Annotated in this window: 18 protein-coding genes; 11 read left to right on the top strand and 7 right to left on the bottom strand. The window is 45.6% G+C overall.

The window, feature by feature from the left end; genetic code table 11:
* Positions 1-65: 65 nt before the first annotated feature.
* The 3 genes from ABUE20_RS03990 to metF form a co-directional block, all read right to left on the bottom strand.
* Positions 66-863 (bottom strand): substrate-binding periplasmic protein, encoded by a 798-nt coding sequence (locus ABUE20_RS03990; RefSeq protein ID WP_408618547.1) that lies wholly within the window; start codon positions 861-863, stop codon positions 66-68.
* Positions 864-961: 98 nt separating this feature from the next.
* The gene (ribA, locus tag ABUE20_RS03995) at positions 962-1,558 is read right to left on the bottom strand and encodes a GTP cyclohydrolase II (protein WP_408618548.1); all 597 of its coding nucleotides are present in this window, start codon (positions 1,556-1,558) and stop codon (positions 962-964) included.
* Positions 1,559-1,616: 58 nt separating this feature from the next.
* The gene (gene metF, locus ABUE20_RS04000) at positions 1,617-2,516 is read right to left on the bottom strand and encodes a methylenetetrahydrofolate reductase (RefSeq protein WP_408618549.1); all 900 of its coding nucleotides are present in this window, start codon (positions 2,514-2,516) and stop codon (positions 1,617-1,619) included.
* A gap of 284 nt (positions 2,517-2,800) precedes the next feature.
* On the opposite strand from metF, the gene ABUE20_RS04005 reads away from it, so the two are divergent.
* The 4 genes from ABUE20_RS04005 to ABUE20_RS04020 all read left to right on the top strand — a co-directional run bounded on the left by ABUE20_RS04005 (position 2,801) and on the right by ABUE20_RS04020 (position 5,430).
* The gene (locus tag ABUE20_RS04005; RefSeq protein ID WP_408618550.1) at positions 2,801-3,427 is read left to right on the top strand and encodes a hypothetical protein; all 627 of its coding nucleotides are present in this window, start codon (positions 2,801-2,803) and stop codon (positions 3,425-3,427) included.
* 69 nt (positions 3,428-3,496) lie between these two features.
* On the top strand, positions 3,497-3,748 hold the full coding sequence (locus ABUE20_RS04010; protein WP_408618551.1) for a YecH family metal-binding protein: 252 nt from the start codon (positions 3,497-3,499) through the stop codon (positions 3,746-3,748).
* 108 nt (positions 3,749-3,856) lie between these two features.
* Entirely contained in the window at positions 3,857-4,447 is a 591-nt protein-coding gene (locus ABUE20_RS04015) for a YhgN family NAAT transporter (RefSeq protein WP_408618552.1), read from the top strand.
* A gap of 257 nt (positions 4,448-4,704) precedes the next feature.
* Positions 4,705-5,430 (top strand): glycosyltransferase family 25 protein, encoded by a 726-nt coding sequence (locus ABUE20_RS04020; protein WP_408618553.1) that lies wholly within the window; start codon positions 4,705-4,707, stop codon positions 5,428-5,430.
* 162 nt (positions 5,431-5,592) lie between these two features.
* Here the strand turns inward: ABUE20_RS04020 and ABUE20_RS04025 are convergent, their stop codons facing one another.
* Together ABUE20_RS04025 and rsmD are read right to left on the bottom strand one after the other, a co-directional pair.
* On the bottom strand, positions 5,593-5,859 hold the full coding sequence (locus ABUE20_RS04025) for a DUF1145 domain-containing protein (RefSeq protein WP_408618554.1): 267 nt from the start codon (positions 5,857-5,859) through the stop codon (positions 5,593-5,595).
* A gap of 9 nt (positions 5,860-5,868) precedes the next feature.
* Positions 5,869-6,456 (bottom strand): 16S rRNA (guanine(966)-N(2))-methyltransferase RsmD, encoded by a 588-nt coding sequence (rsmD, locus tag ABUE20_RS04030; RefSeq protein ID WP_408618555.1) that lies wholly within the window; start codon positions 6,454-6,456, stop codon positions 5,869-5,871.
* A gap of 130 nt (positions 6,457-6,586) precedes the next feature.
* On the opposite strand from rsmD, the gene ftsY reads away from it, so the two are divergent.
* The 3 genes from ftsY to ftsX are packed head-to-tail and all read left to right on the top strand — an operon-like array spanning position 6,587 to position 9,659.
* Positions 6,587-8,002 (top strand): signal recognition particle-docking protein FtsY, encoded by a 1,416-nt coding sequence (gene ftsY / locus ABUE20_RS04035; RefSeq protein ID WP_408618556.1) that lies wholly within the window; start codon positions 6,587-6,589, stop codon positions 8,000-8,002.
* A gap of 35 nt (positions 8,003-8,037) precedes the next feature.
* On the top strand, positions 8,038-8,709 hold the full coding sequence (gene ftsE / locus ABUE20_RS04040) for a cell division ATP-binding protein FtsE (protein ID WP_408618557.1): 672 nt from the start codon (positions 8,038-8,040) through the stop codon (positions 8,707-8,709).
* Positions 8,706-9,659: a permease-like cell division protein FtsX gene (gene ftsX, locus ABUE20_RS04045; protein ID WP_408618558.1), complete on the top strand. Its 954-nt coding sequence runs from the start codon at positions 8,706-8,708 to the stop codon at positions 9,657-9,659. Before ftsE ends, ftsX begins: the two co-directional genes overlap by 4 nt.
* Here the strand turns inward: ftsX and ABUE20_RS04050 are convergent.
* Entirely contained in the window at positions 9,656-10,450 is a 795-nt protein-coding gene (locus ABUE20_RS04050) for a DODA-type extradiol aromatic ring-opening family dioxygenase (RefSeq protein ID WP_408618559.1), read from the bottom strand. The two genes, ftsX and ABUE20_RS04050, sit on opposite strands and share 4 nt — an antisense overlap.
* A 203-nt stretch (positions 10,451-10,653) precedes the next feature.
* On the opposite strand from ABUE20_RS04050, the gene manA reads away from it, so the two are divergent.
* Both manA and amtB read left to right on the top strand, forming a co-directional pair.
* The gene (manA, locus tag ABUE20_RS04055) at positions 10,654-11,841 is read left to right on the top strand and encodes a mannose-6-phosphate isomerase, class I (RefSeq protein WP_408618560.1); all 1,188 of its coding nucleotides are present in this window, start codon (positions 10,654-10,656) and stop codon (positions 11,839-11,841) included.
* A gap of 435 nt (positions 11,842-12,276) precedes the next feature.
* Positions 12,277-13,554, top strand: coding sequence for an ammonium transporter AmtB (gene amtB / locus ABUE20_RS04060; RefSeq protein WP_408618561.1), 1,278 nt, complete (start codon positions 12,277-12,279; stop codon positions 13,552-13,554).
* A gap of 80 nt (positions 13,555-13,634) precedes the next feature.
* On the opposite strand, the gene ABUE20_RS04065 is transcribed toward amtB, so the two are convergent.
* A complete protein-coding gene (locus ABUE20_RS04065; RefSeq protein WP_408618562.1) occupies positions 13,635-14,525 on the bottom strand; it encodes a LysR family transcriptional regulator in 891 nt (296 codons plus the stop codon).
* 120 nt (positions 14,526-14,645) lie between these two features.
* On the opposite strand from ABUE20_RS04065, the gene ABUE20_RS04070 reads away from it, so the two are divergent.
* On the top strand, positions 14,646-15,083 hold the full coding sequence (locus tag ABUE20_RS04070; RefSeq protein WP_408618563.1) for a DoxX family protein: 438 nt from the start codon (positions 14,646-14,648) through the stop codon (positions 15,081-15,083).
* Positions 15,084-15,149: 66 nt separating this feature from the next.
* A complete protein-coding gene (locus tag ABUE20_RS04075; RefSeq protein ID WP_408618564.1) occupies positions 15,150-16,112 on the top strand; it encodes a glutathione S-transferase family protein in 963 nt (320 codons plus the stop codon).
* Position 16,113 lies beyond the last annotated feature (1 nt).

The following is a 16,113-nucleotide window of genomic DNA, read 5'->3' on the forward strand; positions in this document are numbered from 1 at the left end:
GTCATCTCGTCAATCTATCAATCCCCTGCATTGTCAGGGGATTTTTATATGGATATCTATCTGACTTAATTTGTAATTTTTGAAAGATGATGCTCTTTTAAATAGTCATCAACGATAGCATCATAACGCCCGTCAGCATGCATCTTGGCTAACAACAGTTGCAACCGTTTTACCAAGGCCGGATCTGAATCAAGGCTCAGCGCCAGATACAAAACCGGATACCGATCCGGATGGAAATCCATCAATCGATACGGCTGCGGCAGGGACGGATCTTGCTGCAAAGATTGCTGCAGAATATACGCCATCGAATAATCGGAAATTGGCAGTAAATCAATGCGGTTGCTCATGAGCTTTTTTACATTTTGGGGATAATCGGTCACGCTGAACAAATTGATCCCTTTACGAAATCCCATATGCACCAGAACATTTTCTACATACGCCTGATGAACAGCCCCAACTCTCAGTTTTGTTTGCGGCCATAAATGAGTGACACGGTTTTTAAGCGTCGGATCGATGGCATAAACCGACATCGGATAAGGTGCAATCACGCCAATCCAGTACAGTTGATCATTTCGACTGTAAGTTCGCTTAACCGGAAAAATCCCAATATTCGGTTTATCTAATGCGGTCTTATAAGCCCGGATCCAAGGTTGTAACTCAATCGATGGCGCCATATTGGCCCGCTGCATCAGCTCTCTGACCACCCGAATCGCAATGCCATCAATCTCTTGATCTGAAACTTTGTAACTATAGGGAGGAAATTCGCTTTCGGCTAATAATGTCAATGAAGGGGAAGCATGAGCCCACAACAAGCAGCCAAAAATCCAAGCAACTAAAGCTGTGAGAATTCTTTTACCGATCATGAACATCTCTTATTAAAGTAGATCAATCGGAGTGAGGAAATCCCACACCGGGCTTTCATACAATAATGAAAAAAAGCCCGTGTGCAAGTCTTCGAAATTTAATCATCCAAATTCAGCAGATGCCCCATCCGATTTGCTTTGGTCTGTAAATAGAAATGATTATGAGGGTTATCACCCACCTGCAAGGCGACCCGTTCCACGACATCAATTCCAGCATCCTGCATCGCTTTTAGTTTATCCGGATTATTGGTCATCAACCGAACTCGTTTGATCCCTAAATGCGCAAGCATCGGCTGACACATGGAAAAATCGCGCATATCGGCCGGGAATCCCAGATGCAAATTCGCTTGAACGGTATCCATCCCCTGATCCTGTAGGGCGTACGCTTTGATTTTATTTAGTAACCCGATACCCCGACCTTCCTGTCGTAAATAAAGAATAAATCCCCGCCCCACTTTCTGGATCTGACGCATCGCGGCTTCTAACTGATACCCACAATCACAACGCTGGCTAAACAGAGCATCACCGGTCAGACATTCCGAATGAATACGCCCTAAAACCGCTTCATCCGGCTGCCATTGACCCAACGTCAATGCGATGTGCTCGTGATTTGTTTCTGGAATAACAAAACCATGCATCGTAAATTCACCCCACCGGGTTGGTAGAGATGACGATGCTACATACTCAATCGACATAACTGTTCCACTTCATCTTAACAGGGCTATAATCCGTGACCTGGATCATAGCAATCCGTCATTCTAGCATTGAAGTGGGTCGAACACCTAGTGTATGACAGATGGCATAAGTTAATTCTGAACGGTTTAATGTATAAAAGTGGAAGTCTTTCACCCCTTCCTGGCTTAATACCTTCACCTGATCAATCGCAATACTGGCTCCAACCAGATTTCGAGTTGTCGGATCCTCATCCAATCCTTCGAACTGGCGATGTAGCCACCCTGGAATTTTCACATTGGTAAAACCAGCAAATTTACATAAAGTGCGGTAATTTGAAACCGGTAAGATCCCAGGAACAATATTCTGTTCGATACCAATTGCGGCACAACGGTCCCGAAAACGCAAATAAGATTCCACATCAAAAAAGAATTGCGTAATCGCCCGGTTTGCACCCGCATCCATTTTCCGTTTCAGTGCCAATAAATCCGCCTGCGCTGATTTAGCTTCCGGATGCACTTCCGGATAAGCGGCCACCGAAATATCGAAATCAGCGACCTCTTTAAGTAAAGCGACCAGATGTTCAGCATACATCTCGGGTTTATCGATACTCTCAGGAAGATCACCCCGCAATGCCACAATATTACGGATCCCGTTTTCCCAGTAATCCTGAGCAATGGCTTTGAGCTGACTGCGATCGGCATCAACACACGTTAAATGGGGAGCAGCGACCAGCCCCGTACGTTGTTTAATCTCTTTAATGATCGAGTGAGTTCGATCCCGGGTTCCGGAATTAGCGCCATAAGTAACGGAAACAAAAGAGGGATTGAGAACTTTTAGGCGATTAACCGAATTCCATAGTGTTTCTTCCATAGCAGCGGTTGCAGGCGGGAAAAACTCAAAAGAAACATTAATATTGCCATCTAACTCACTGATCTTATGATTCAAATTTTCGAGCTGCTGAGCATTATGAAAAGCCATCAGGGACTCCATTAAAAAGGGACATATAGACGTCTACATGTCTATAGATTCCAGCAACTGAGCGACAAAGTCAACGAAGCTCCGATATTATTTAAATCTTTATGAATATTATTCATAAAGATTTAACACACCATCCCCAATAAGCTTTGTTTTATGCCACTGAATCAATCTATTACCCAACCACTTGTATGATTCAGACGATTTAACCATAGTCGGTAATGGATAAAAATCAAACAAATGCTATATTAATAGTTGAAGTATTTGATTGGCAAATTGTGTAACTTATGGCTATTACAGCAGCTGATTCGCAAGCCAGCCATCAGGCCAGCATGCAACAAATGTCTCAGCAACTCTTACGTCCTATCCAACAGGCCGCCGATGCACCTGATACTCAGGCAATGAATCAGCGCCAGCGGGTGGCTATTTCCCAAGCATTGTCGTCTATCCCCTTGGCTCGGGTTGAAGGTGCTCTCCCTGCCCCCGGTCAATCAGCTCAGGATCCCCGACGTCCAGAAACCGATCCTGCGGCACCTCGCTCGGGTCGTAGCTTTAGAATGCCGCCATCCCAACAGGAACAACTTCGAGAAAACTGGCAAGCAACCCCATCAACGCGCTCACAAAACACCAATGCTCAACGTTCGTCTCAAACCAATCGCCAGAACTCGGAGCAAATGTCACCAAGAACCACAGAAAATCAATCTCGCAATGCACAAGATGCACAACCTAATGCATCCGATAGTTACCAGATTACACATGCCGCCATTCAGGCCCAAGGAAATGCACGAGAATTGGTCATGAATGTCAATCAGGCATTATCATCGTCAACTCAGCACGTTCATCAACGGCTGTTACAACATGCTTTATTGGCTGAGGGTCACCAACCCAATTCACAAGAAACAACCAATGATTAACCTGACATCCTGTTTTTCTTTTATTTCGTTGGTGAAATAAGACAATTTTTGTACAGAGAGGAATCTGCAATGAGTGAATCAATACACGGCCATGAAGTCATGCAAATGATGCTGGAACATGATGGCCTATTTACCCGAGAATCATTAATTGATGCGATTTGTGAACGCTTTGGTGAAGACAGTCGCTTTCACAGCTGTCAAAAAAACGATATGAATATCGAGCAACTCATTGAGTTTTTGGAAGATAAAGGGAAATTTATCGTACAAGAACAAGGCTTTCAAACTTCTGAGGATAAAATTTGCCACGCGAGTGATTCATAACGCGTCAATCATTTTTATCCCTAAAAATAAGGCTGTCGAACCCGAGAGCAGGCTCTGTTACACTGAGCACCTTTGAATCAGTATCCAATTAATAAAGGTGTCGGGATTATGAGCCTAATTTCAGCCACACTGATGTTATTTCTAATCATGGATCCATTGGGAAATACGCCGGTATTTATGGCTGTCATGAAGCACATTGATCGCAAACGGCAAATTCGGATCCTGATTCGTGAGCTTTTATTTGCCTTAGCCATCATGATGGCTTTTCTATGGGCCGGAGAGCAGATCCTCGGATTTTTAAACCTACGCCAGGAAGCCGTTAGTATTGCTGGTGGAATTATTCTGTTTTTAATTGCCCTTAAAATGATTTTCCCGGGTGAAGGCGGCTTGGGTGGACTTGCGGCAGGTGAAGAGCCATTTCTAGTCCCAATGGCCGTTCCGATGATTGCCGGACCATCAATCTTAGCGACATTACTCCTCATGGCCCATCAGGATCCGAATCGAATGGGTGAATGGAGTCTGGCGCTAATCCTCGCCTGGATTGGCACATCCATCATACTGATCGCAGGTAGACTTTTTACTCGCTTCCTGGGGGAGAGAGGGTTAACCGCAATTGAACGGCTTATGGGAATGTTGCTCGTGATGCTCTCAGTACAAATGTTCCTTGATGGGGTGGCCAAATATCTCCACAACACTTAGCCCATTTTCGAATGATTCATTGATATTCAGACAATTGAACCAATCCTTGATGGCGATCTAACGTCAATAAAAAGTGACCGGAGTCATTGAGAGTTAAGCATAAATAACATTTTAAATATCATAGGAAATGATAGTATCATACAATGTCTTTAGTGAAGTTTTTTTCATCCTAACAACGTATTCGCTCCCAATATTTAACCTATAAAATCTTATAAGAAAGCATTTAATGCTTATGCCTTATTATGCAAAAGGTAGTTATGAAAGTATTTGTAATAAATTTGCCTGCATCGACAGAACGAGCTCATCGGATGTCAACGATGCTAACGAAAGCCGATATCAAATTTGAATTTATCAAAGCAATTAGTCCTGCCGATGAATATTTTCTATACTCGGATCGACGAAACGAACAAAAAACGAAAAAACAATTTGGTTACAAATTAGAGGATACTGAAATTGCCTGCTTTGCTAGCCACCATCTACTTTGGGAAAAGTGCCTGGAGCTAAACGAACCGATTCTGATTATGGAAGATAACTGTGAATTAATGGCAAATTTTAGCGATCATTTTCAAAAACTAGATCAGTTAACTCGTAAATATCAATATATCAAACTCGCCGTTCCCAGAGGAAGACAACAAGCCAAACGCAAAATCATTGAAAAAATCGATGATTCACTTTCTGTCGTTCGACTAGAACGCCGGGTCGGCAGTACAACAGCTTATGCGATATCCCCCCTCGCAGCTAAAAAGTTTATAGCTCATGCACAACAATTTATTGAGCCTGTTGATGACTATATGGCAAAACCATATAAACATGGGGTATTCACCTATTGTCTATATCCTTGGCTAGCCTGTCGGGCTCTAGTACCATCAAATATTGGGGCAAGAAAAAACAAACAAGAACTCAGATTGATCGATAAAGCCTATATCGAAACGTTTCGACTTTATGAACAATTTAAGAATAAAACATGCCGATATAACCACTAGCTCAGCCTAATCGGCCCATTCTCATCTTCTCATCAGTTTCTATAGCGCGACCAGGGGGGCTTTATATCGCCCACCTTTATTCATATTGATACTAGAGTCAAGTGCACTTCAAGCTAATCCAAGAAAACGACAACACCTGAAAGGATCAGTGACAAACAGCCATTAGGCATTATGGGCATTCAACCGTTGCCGCAATGTCATCAACGCAAACACCCCAAAAAACAACAGCTGAATACCATCCCCCGATTGCCAATGCCCGGACTGTTTCAACACCTTTTTCATCAAAAATATCTGAACAGCATGCAGTAAAATTACCATACAGCCCCCCGCGAGCATTAATGGAGCGATAGGAGCTAAGCGAGTCCACGGTGATGACACAATCATCAACCAGATGATGGCCATCAGAATTTTACCTGCCAAAATAAACATATGGATTCCTTATTCTACCTGATACAACTGATAGTGAACCTGCCCGGCCTGCTTATCCCGCAATAAAGACCAGCTCACGGACAATTTCGGAGCTTCAGATTCCAGCTCGATATAAATGAACGCCCCAGGATTCAGCCATTGCTGTTCGACTAGCAGCTGACAACAAGGCTCCAGCAACTGTTGCCGAAACGGAGGATCTAAAAAGACAATATCAAATCCGGCCATCGGCGGCTGCTGTAAAAAGTCCAATGTATCAGTACACTCAATCGCAAATTGCTCAGACGTGATCCCTAATGACTGGCGATTCAATTGTAACTGCCGAGCGACACTCGAACTTTTTTCAATACACTGCACAAACCCAACTTGCCGAGATAACGCTTCGAAACTCAAGCCCCCACTCCCAGCAAATAGATCCAAACAACGTTTCTGCTCCAGTCGCCCTTGTAACCAATTAAACAGCGTCTCTTTGACCCGATCTGTAGTCGGTCTAAGTCCCGGCGCATCCAGTACTGGCAATTTTCGCCCCCGCCACTGGCCACCGATAATTCGAATCGATCCGGTTGCTTTTACCGGTTTTTGCCGAGATTGTCGTGCCATACTAATTTAGCCTGCCGATGAATGATGTTACTATTTACGCCAAATGCGCGGCATTGTACCAGCTCTGAGTCAGCCGCAAAGAATAAATTCAGCCTATTATGAGGCTAATGTTGTAAGGGTTCAAAGATTCATGGCAAAGAAAAAAGGCCTTTTTTCCTGGTTCCGAAAAGATAAGCATGCTGACCAGACCAGTCATAATGAGCAGATCACAGAAACATCAACCACGGCGTTAGAAACAGAAGCCACAACAACGGCGCAGATTGAAACTGAAGCTCAGGCTAAAGCTGAACAAGAGGCTCGTCTGGCCGCTGAAGCCGAAGCTCAGGCTAAAGCCGAACAAGAGGCTCGTCTGGCCGCTGCAGCTGAAGCTCAGGCTAAAGCCGAACACGAAGCTCGGGCCGCGGCAGCCGAAGCTCAGGCTAAAGTCGAACACGAAGCTCGTTTGGCCGCTGAAGCCGAAGCTCAAGCTGAACAAGCAGCTCAACTGGCCGCTGAAGCCGAGGCTCAAGCTAAAACCGAACAAGAAGCTCGTTTGGCCGCTGAAGCCGAAGCTCAAGCTGAACAAGCAGCTCAACTAGCCGCTGCATCCGAACAAGCTTCATCCTCACACCCGGCTAAACGCCCTGGATTATTGGCTCGTCTCAGACAGGGGCTCAAACGAACTCGCACCCAGTTAGGGAGTGGCTTCATTTCGCTATTTCGAGGGAAAAAAATTGATGATGAGCTCTTTGAAGAGTTAGAAGAACAATTGATTATTGCCGATGTTGGGGTTGAAACCACTCAGAAAATTATTGAACATCTGACCGAATCGGCCTCTCGTCGCCAGCTCAAAGATGGCGAAGCCTTATATCAGGTTTTACAGGAACAGATGGGGGAGATGCTCTCTCAGGTTGAACAACCTCTGGATCCCGTCGCATCTGAGGGACCTTTTGTCATCTTGATGGTAGGGGTCAATGGGGTCGGGAAAACCACAACCATTGGGAAACTAGCGAAGCAGTATCAAAATGAAGGTAAATCCGTTATGTTGGCCGCAGGGGATACTTTCCGAGCGGCAGCCGTAGAACAACTGCAAGTTTGGGGAGATCGCAATCAGATCCCGGTGATTGCACAGCATACAGGAGCGGATAGTGCTTCTGTCCTATTCGATGCCTACAGTGCCGCCAAAGCGCGTCATATTGATGTTTTGATTGCCGATACCGCCGGACGCTTACAAAACAAAGCCAATCTGATGGAAGAACTGAAAAAAGTCGTCCGGGTTTTGAAAAAAATTGATGATAAAGCACCCCATGAAATCATGCTCACGATCGATGCTGGAACGGGGCAAAATGCCATCAGTCAGGCTAAATTATTCAATGAAGCGGTGGGACTCACCGGGATCACGCTGACCAAACTGGATGGAACCGCTAAAGGTGGTGTCATTTTTGCGGTCGCGGATCAATTTAAATTACCGATTCGCTATATTGGGGTGGGAGAAGGAATTGACGATCTTCGGGCATTTGAAGCGCAACCTTTTGTTGAAGCGCTCTTTGAACATGATCCCCATTAATTATTGATAGTGATTTAACCGAATACGAGAGATTCATGATCCGATTCCATCAAGTCAGCAAGGTTTATCCTGGGCGCCATCAGGCTCTGCAAAAAGTTGATTTTGAATTAAAGCATGGTGAAATGGCCTTTTTAACTGGCCATTCCGGGGCTGGGAAAAGCACCCTACTGCGATTAGCTACTGCGATGGAGCGCGCCAGTGCTGGCTCTATCGAATTTGCCGGAAAAGATATCACCCGCTTACCCAATCGTTCGATCCCATATTTTCGACGCCAGATTGGAATTGTGTTTCAGGATTATAAATTACTGATGGATCGCAGTGTCTTCGATAACGTCGCCCTCCCTCTTGTCATTGAAGGCTTCGCTTTTCGAGACATCAAGCCCAGAGTGCTGGCAGCTTTGGATAAAGTCGGACTCTTAAATCAATATCAGTGTTTACCTTCTATATTATCTGGAGGGGAGCAACAACGCGTTGGCATCGCCCGGGCCGTCGTCAACAAACCCCCTTTACTGATTGCTGACGAACCGACAGGGAATCTTGACCCGGATCTATCACTGGAAATTCTGAAATTATTTAGCGAATTTAATCATAACGGAGCCACCGTTTTAATCGCCAGCCACAATCTGGAATTGATCCATCGTCTGAATTACCGGACGCTAACCTTAAATGAAGGGCGTCTGGTACAAAGCGGAGCTTCCACCTCATGAGTGTTTCTCGCCGTAAACTATCGTTACCGAAACGATTCATAGCTTTTTGGGCCAGACACTTGCAACAGGGAACGGCTAGTCTCGGTGATATCTGGCGTAATCCAACCAGTTCATTGATGACCATTGCCGTTATTGGTGTTTGTCTGGCATTACTCATCACCTTTTATCTGGCGATAAAAAATGTCGAAGCGGTCATCCCGAGTTGGCAACAAAATGCACAAATCAGCGTCTTCGTCGAGCCTTCAGCCAGTGATGTTCAGCGAGAGCAATTAGCTGCAAAATTACGACAGCTGGATGGAGTAGCCTCGATACAGCTGATTGATAAGGTAACCGGACTTGCTGAATTTAAAAAGGACTCCGGATTTGGAGCCGCGCTTGATCTAATGGATGACAACCCGCTCCCCGATGTCTTTATCGTAACGCCCAAAGCCAGTCAACATCAGCCTCAGCAGTTACAACAACTGCAACAGCAACTCGCCAAAGAGCCCTATGTGAGCCAAGCCAGACTAGATGTCGAATGGCTCCAACGTTTAAGTGGGATTCTGGATGTTGTCAATCAGGCGCTGCTCTTACTCTTTGGACTGCTCCTTATCTCGATTATTTTAACTGTTGGGAATACCATCCGGCTCAATGTGTTAAGTCAACGCGCCGAGATCGAGGTGATGAAGTTGGTCGGGGCAACCAATGCCTTTATTCAACGCCCCTTTATCTATACCGGCTTCTGGTATGGCTTCATTGGCGGACTACTGGCATGGTTATTAAATAATATTCTGATGCTCTGGCTCAGTAGCGCCGCCGGACAGCTGGCCAGTTTATACCAGCAAAGTCTGTATTTAAGAGGATTGGATTTGGCGGAATTTACCAATCTACTGTTCGGTTCATCACTCCTTGGTATTTTATCCGCCTGGTTTTCAGTCAGCCGCTATGTCAAGAAAATCGAACCCCGTTAATCAAAGCGGAAACTGGATGATGAGATACCACCAAACAAATCATGCTGCCGATAGACATTCGTCATTTTTCCATCGCTGGCAGCTCCAAGAGCCACCCACAATGGGAGTAGATGTTCTTCCCGTGGGTGAGCAATCCGGGCGCTAGGCGCAAACTCCCAATGAGCCAGTGCCAAATGACGAGGTTTTTCTGGCAGTGCCAGAGTCTGATTTAGCCAATCATCAAACTGCCGAGAAGGTTCCCGAGCGGAAACATCAAACCGACGTAAGTTATGATAACTCAAGCCACTACCGATGATCAGAACCCCTTGTTGACGTAAAGATCGCAACGCTTTACCCACCTGATAATGAATTTCAGGATCCAAATCCGAACGCAGTGATAACTGAACGACCGGAATGTTAGCCTGAGGATACATCACCTGCAGCGGCGTAAACGTCCCGTGGTCTAATCCGCGTTTCGGATCCAGTGAGGCTTCGATTTTGGCATCGGCTAATAACTGTTGGATCTGAGCGGCTAAATCAGGAGCGCCCGGTGCCGGATACTGGATCTGATAAGTGTAATCCGGAAAGCCATAATAGTCATAGATCATCCCAGGTTGGGCCGCTGATGAAATTTTAAACATTTGACTTTCCCAATGACCAGTCACCACCAACAGCGCTTTAGGAGTTTCTTCCAACATGCCCGGAATCGCAGTTAACGATGCCGCCAGCTCATCATAAGCATGGCCAAATTCACTCATCCAAGGCCAAGGACCACCACCATGAGAGACAAAAAAAGTTGGAAACTGATACATAATGTAATTCCATTGCTGAATTAAGGATATTGTTAAAATAATCCTATTAACTGAAAATCTCATCTCGGATATTTTTAACAATGTGTTTAATAGCCCCTATGAAATCATCACACAGCTCCCATCCTTCGGGATAACACATTTCTTTTAAATCTAAAATTTTTTATAGTGAATAAGGCTGATGATATCACTCATAGGAACCTTTCATGTCTTCTCTACCCTGCTTCCTGCTTATGAACAACCCAATGCAACACTATGCTTGGGGGGGATATTCAGAACTGGAACAACTCTTTGGTATTGCTAATCCGGAACATCTCCCTCAAGCAGAAATCTGGATGGGAGCCCATCCCAACGGATGCTCTGAGGTCATTCTCAAGCAACAACACATTCCTCTGAATCAGTGGATCCAAACTGACCCATCCGCTATTTTGGGAGCCGCAACAGCGCAGCACTTTGGAGAACTGCCTTATCTCTTTAAAATTTTAAATGCGGCTCAAGCCTTATCCATCCAGGTTCATCCCAATAAAGCACAAGCGGAACAAGGGTTCCAAAAAGAAGAGCAACAACAAATCCCATTAACGGCGGCCTACCGTAATTATAAGGATCCAAATCATAAACCAGAACTGGTATACGCATTGACCCAATATCAGGCCATGAATGGCTTTCGCCCTATTCCGGAAATTCTGGAACTATTTAATCGCGTGGCTCTTTCGCCACTGGAAATTCCGCTACAAAATTTCCAGCGACACCCGGATAGCGACGGCCTACGCCAGTTTTTTGCAGCGGTTCTGTCACTCACCGACACCGCCCGTCAGCAAGCCATTCAGGAATTAGCTGATTATGCTCATACCCATCAGCAGCTTCCGCTATATCAGCTGATTTTAGATCTGGCAAACCATTATCCGGATGACGCAGGATTACTTGCCCCGTTATTACTCAACGTCGTCGAACTAGCCCCCGGCGAAGCCATGTTTTTATATGCCTGTACCCCTCACGCTTATATTAAAGGCACCGGGCTGGAGATTATGGCCAATTCAGATAACGTACTACGAGCGGGATTAACCCCTAAACATATCGATATCGATGAGCTATTAAAAAATACGACATTTGTCAGCACCCCTTCTTCTGCGATCAAAATGCAACCCACAGGCGATTGCAACATAGCCGACTATCCCATTCCCATTGAGGATTTTCGATTTACTGTTTATCAGGGTGAGCATCGTATCAATTGCCATAGCGCCGAAATTATTTTGGCGGTTGATGGCGATGTCTTATTAACGCATACCCATGGTGAACAGCTCACGCTCCATCGAGGACAATCCGCCTTTATCCCGGCGGCAACGATGCAATATCAACTCCACGCAACCCATAGAGCCGCACGCGCCTATTGCTAATTATCCCTCTTATAGCGCAACGCACCAAAACAATGCACAACAATTAGGCATTGTCGCGTTAATACAGTGCGTTACGCTATGATTTTCTCACACCAACGCTCAATATCAGGGCAAAGTAATCCCATCATTTCACAATAAAATCAATAAATTAATTTCCACACAAAAAACATGATTTAATTCTGGTATAAGTTTTGCCTGTGCACAGATGTAAAACAAATAACTGTGTCTGGATGATGGATGTGATTTTCTGTGCTCAGTTTTAGAGCTAAATTCAGTAATCTGATGAAAATTCGCCCCATGATCAATCACGCTCAACACCATGTCGCACTGGCACAGAGCATTTGCAGAGGAAAGATAGAAAACTATCTATTCGGGGCCGGATCGCTTTCCCACAGGGGATCATCAAGCCCACAAAATAAAACGGATGAATTGATAATGAAGAAACTTTTAGCCAAATCGACTGTTGCAGCGCTTGCTTTGTCGCCGATGCTAGCTATGGCAGATACTATCAGTGGGGCCGACAACGCCTTCATGATGATCTGTACCGCCCTGGTACTGTTCATGACCATCCCGGGAATCGCACTTTTCTACGGTGGTCTACTGCGCTCTAAAAACGTACTTTCAATGCTAGCTCAGGTTATCGTGACCTTTGCTCTAATCTGTGTGCTCTGGTTTATCTATGGTTATAGCTTGGCCTTTACCGAGGGGGGATCATTCTTCGGAAGTTTTGACGCCTTCTTACTCAAAGGGATCACTCCGGATAAAGCTTCAGGTTCTATCTATGAATTCATCTTCATCGCTTTCCAGTGTTCTTTTGCTACGATTACTGTCGCTTTGATCCTCGGTGCTTTTGCTGAACGGATTCGCTTCGCGGCTGTTCTGATCTTCGCCGTCATCTGGTTCACATTCTCTTATCTTCCAATTGCCCATATGGTTTGGGGCGGTGGTTATCTAGCCAACGACGGTGCGCTTGATTTCGCCGGGGGTACCGTCGTTCATATTAATGCTGCAATCGCCGGATTAATTGGGGCTTATGTGGTTGGCAAACGTTCCGGCTTTGGTAAAGAATCGCTGAAACCACATAACCTACCCATGGTTTTCATCGGCGCTAGTATTTTATACGTGGGCTGGTTTGGATTTAATGCAGGCAGCGCCTTATCGGCGAATGCAACTGCTGGTCTGGCATTTTTAAATACCGTTATCGCTACAGCAGGGGCAATCTTATCCTGGGTCTTCACCGAATGGTTACTGCGACAGAAACCTTCGCTGTTAGGTTCATCTTCTGGTTGTATCGCCGGTCTGGTTGCCGTTACACCGGCGGCGGGAACGGTGGGTGTCGGTGGTGCATTAATCATTGGCTTAGTCGCAGGGGTTGCCGGATTCTGGGGCGTTACTACCCTTAAAAAATGGCTGAAAGCTGATGATGCTTGTGATGTCTTCGGTTGTCATGGCGTCTGTGGGATCGTCGGTTGTATCCTGACCGGGGTATTTACTTCCAGCTCATTAGGCGGTGTAGGTTACGCAGAAGGTGTCACCATGGGTCACCAGGTGTGGGTTCAGATCTTCAGCGTTCTCGTCACCTTAATCTGGTCTGGTGTCGTCAGTTTCATTGCCTTGAAAATCGCAGATAAATTGGTCGGTTTACGCGTTTCTCACGATGAAGAACGTGAAGGGGTCGATCTGAACAGTCACGGTGAAAATGCTTACAACTAAGCGAACTGCCAAACGATATCGATTGATGTTAAAAAAGCGCCGTAAGGCGCTTTTTTATCGAAATGAACAACGCCATCCCATTAACTGTCGGGTGTAATATAAGCTTTAAATTCATCAATAAACTGCCGAGCCCGAGCCGACAATTGCTGTCGGTTTGGGTAAACCGCACTGATAGGGATCTTCCCAAACTGATACTCCGGGAGTAATTCGACTAATTCCCCACTATCCAACCCTGACTGTACCGCAAACGCTGGACACAACGCTAAACCGATACCGGAACGAGCCAACAATCCACTGGCTTTTGCACTATTGACATAAGCGACAATATGTAAATCCAGAGGGAAAGACTCATCATCTCGATGACACACCCAACGCGTCCGTTCACCTCTAATATTAGTATCAAAAATCATGGGTAATCCCGCAATATCATCGGGATCTTGAGTCGGCTTATCCGCAACAAGCTTCGGAGCCGCCACCAGAACCTGATAACTAACGCCTATGGGGCGAGCCACCATGGCGGAATCCTGCAACTGTCCTAACCGTATTGCCAAATCAAAACCACTATTGATCAAATCCACATAGCGATCATTGAGTTCGACTTCAATATTCATCGCCGGATAACGCTGCATAAAATCAGCAATAAACGGCATCATCACTTCTTCACCAAAGGTATTCGGAACCGACAGCCGCAATCGGCCGGCCATTTGCTGCTCGCCTTCCCGTAGCCCAATTTCCATCGCGGCCACTTCATCCAGGATCTGCCGAGCTTGATGATAATAACGCTGACCAGCCTCCGTTAGAGTAAATCCACGGGTTGAGCGTGAAATTAACCGCACATCCAAGGCTTCTTCCAACTGCCGGACATGCGTACTCATCAGTGCTTTTGTTTTATTCAGCTTTGAAGCGGCTGCCGTATACGATTGCAGTTCGGCAACATGCACAAAGCTATTCATCAAATTTAATTTATCCATATAGGTTAAAAATTCCTAAACATTCATTTAACCAAAGCCGGGATTGTTCAATTTTATCACGCATATTAAGCTTACTCCCAGTTGTTAATTAAATCATTTTTATCCAGAGGGAATTGCGATATGAACACTAAACTTCAGCCCGAATATGCCGCCACCATACTTCGAATCACACTAGGGGTCATGTATTTAGCACATGGTTTAACGAAGCTGCTGGTCTTTACCCCTCAAGGAACCGCACAATTTTTTGCTTCGTTAGGTGTCCCTGGTTTTCTCGGCCCAATCGTGATGACAGCAGAACTGCTCGCTGCATTAGGGTTAATTTTAGGAGTTAAAGCTCGCTGGGCAGCGTTGCTTCTTATTCCAACACTGATGGGCACCATCATACTGGTTCATGGCCACAATGGCTTTAGCTTTGCGAACCAAGGGGGTGGCTGGGAATATCCGATGTTCTTAATCACAGTATCACTGGCCTCTTTCTTCGCAGGCAATGGTGCTTTAGCTCTGGAAAACGTTTTATTCCGAAGTAAAGCATACTCACAAACCAAAGCGAACGCTTAGGCCACTCATTCAATCAATTATAACTTGGGGTGCACCAAGCATCCCGACTGACTAACGGAGGTCACTATGCTGGTCAATGGTCAATGGCAACGTCACTGGGATCCAGTCCAAAAACAAGATAAAGACGGCCGTTTTATCCGTCAAACAAGTAGTTTTCGTGAACATTTCACAGCCGATGAAATCCAAGCCATCGGCAAAGGTCAACGCGATCTGAGCCTTTATGTGGCACTTATCTGCCCTTGGGCTACCCGAGCTCTGATTGCCCGAAGCCTGTTGGGTCTGCAAGATTACTTCGATGTGAAAGTCGTCGCTCCGAAAATGACGGACTACGGCTGGGCCTTTGATCACTTTCCCGGTGCATCCGATCCAGATCGTGTACCGTTTGATTTTATGCATGAACTCTACACCCTTAGCGATCCAGATTTTACAGGACGCGCAACCGTGCCGGTACTGTGGGATAACCAAGCGCGACGCATCCTGAACAACGAGTCTGCCGACATTCTGCAGATCTTAAATGATGAGTTCAGACCTTTGCATCAGTCGGATTATCAGCTCCGCCCCCAAGATCAATTGGACGCGATTGAACAGCTCAATCAGCGGATTTACACCCAGTTGAATAATGGCGTCTATCAGGCGGGTTTTGCCCAGAGTCAAAAAGCCTACGAAGAAGCGTATCAGAACGTCTTCACCATGCTAGATGAGTTGGAACAACGCTTAAATGACCGTCGTTATTTGTTTGGGGATGCGATTGTCGAAACCGATATTCGACTGTTTGTGACCTTAACTCGCTTTGATGTAGCCTATCACGGCCTATTCAAAACCAATAAAAAACGGATCAGCGATTATCCTAATCTCAGTCGCTATCTGGTTGATCTGCTACAGATCCCAGCGTTTGCCGAAAATACCAATGTCACCCATATCAAACAAGGGTATTACTCGATTAAAGCGCTCAATCCACCGCAGATCGTTCCTAAAGGACCTGCGCTGGACTGGTTGCAATATCTCCCGGCTCAGGCTCGCGGTGAATAAT

Source organism: Celerinatantimonas marina, assembly GCF_046054165.1.
Lineage (GTDB): Bacteria > Pseudomonadota > Gammaproteobacteria > Enterobacterales > Celerinatantimonadaceae > Celerinatantimonas.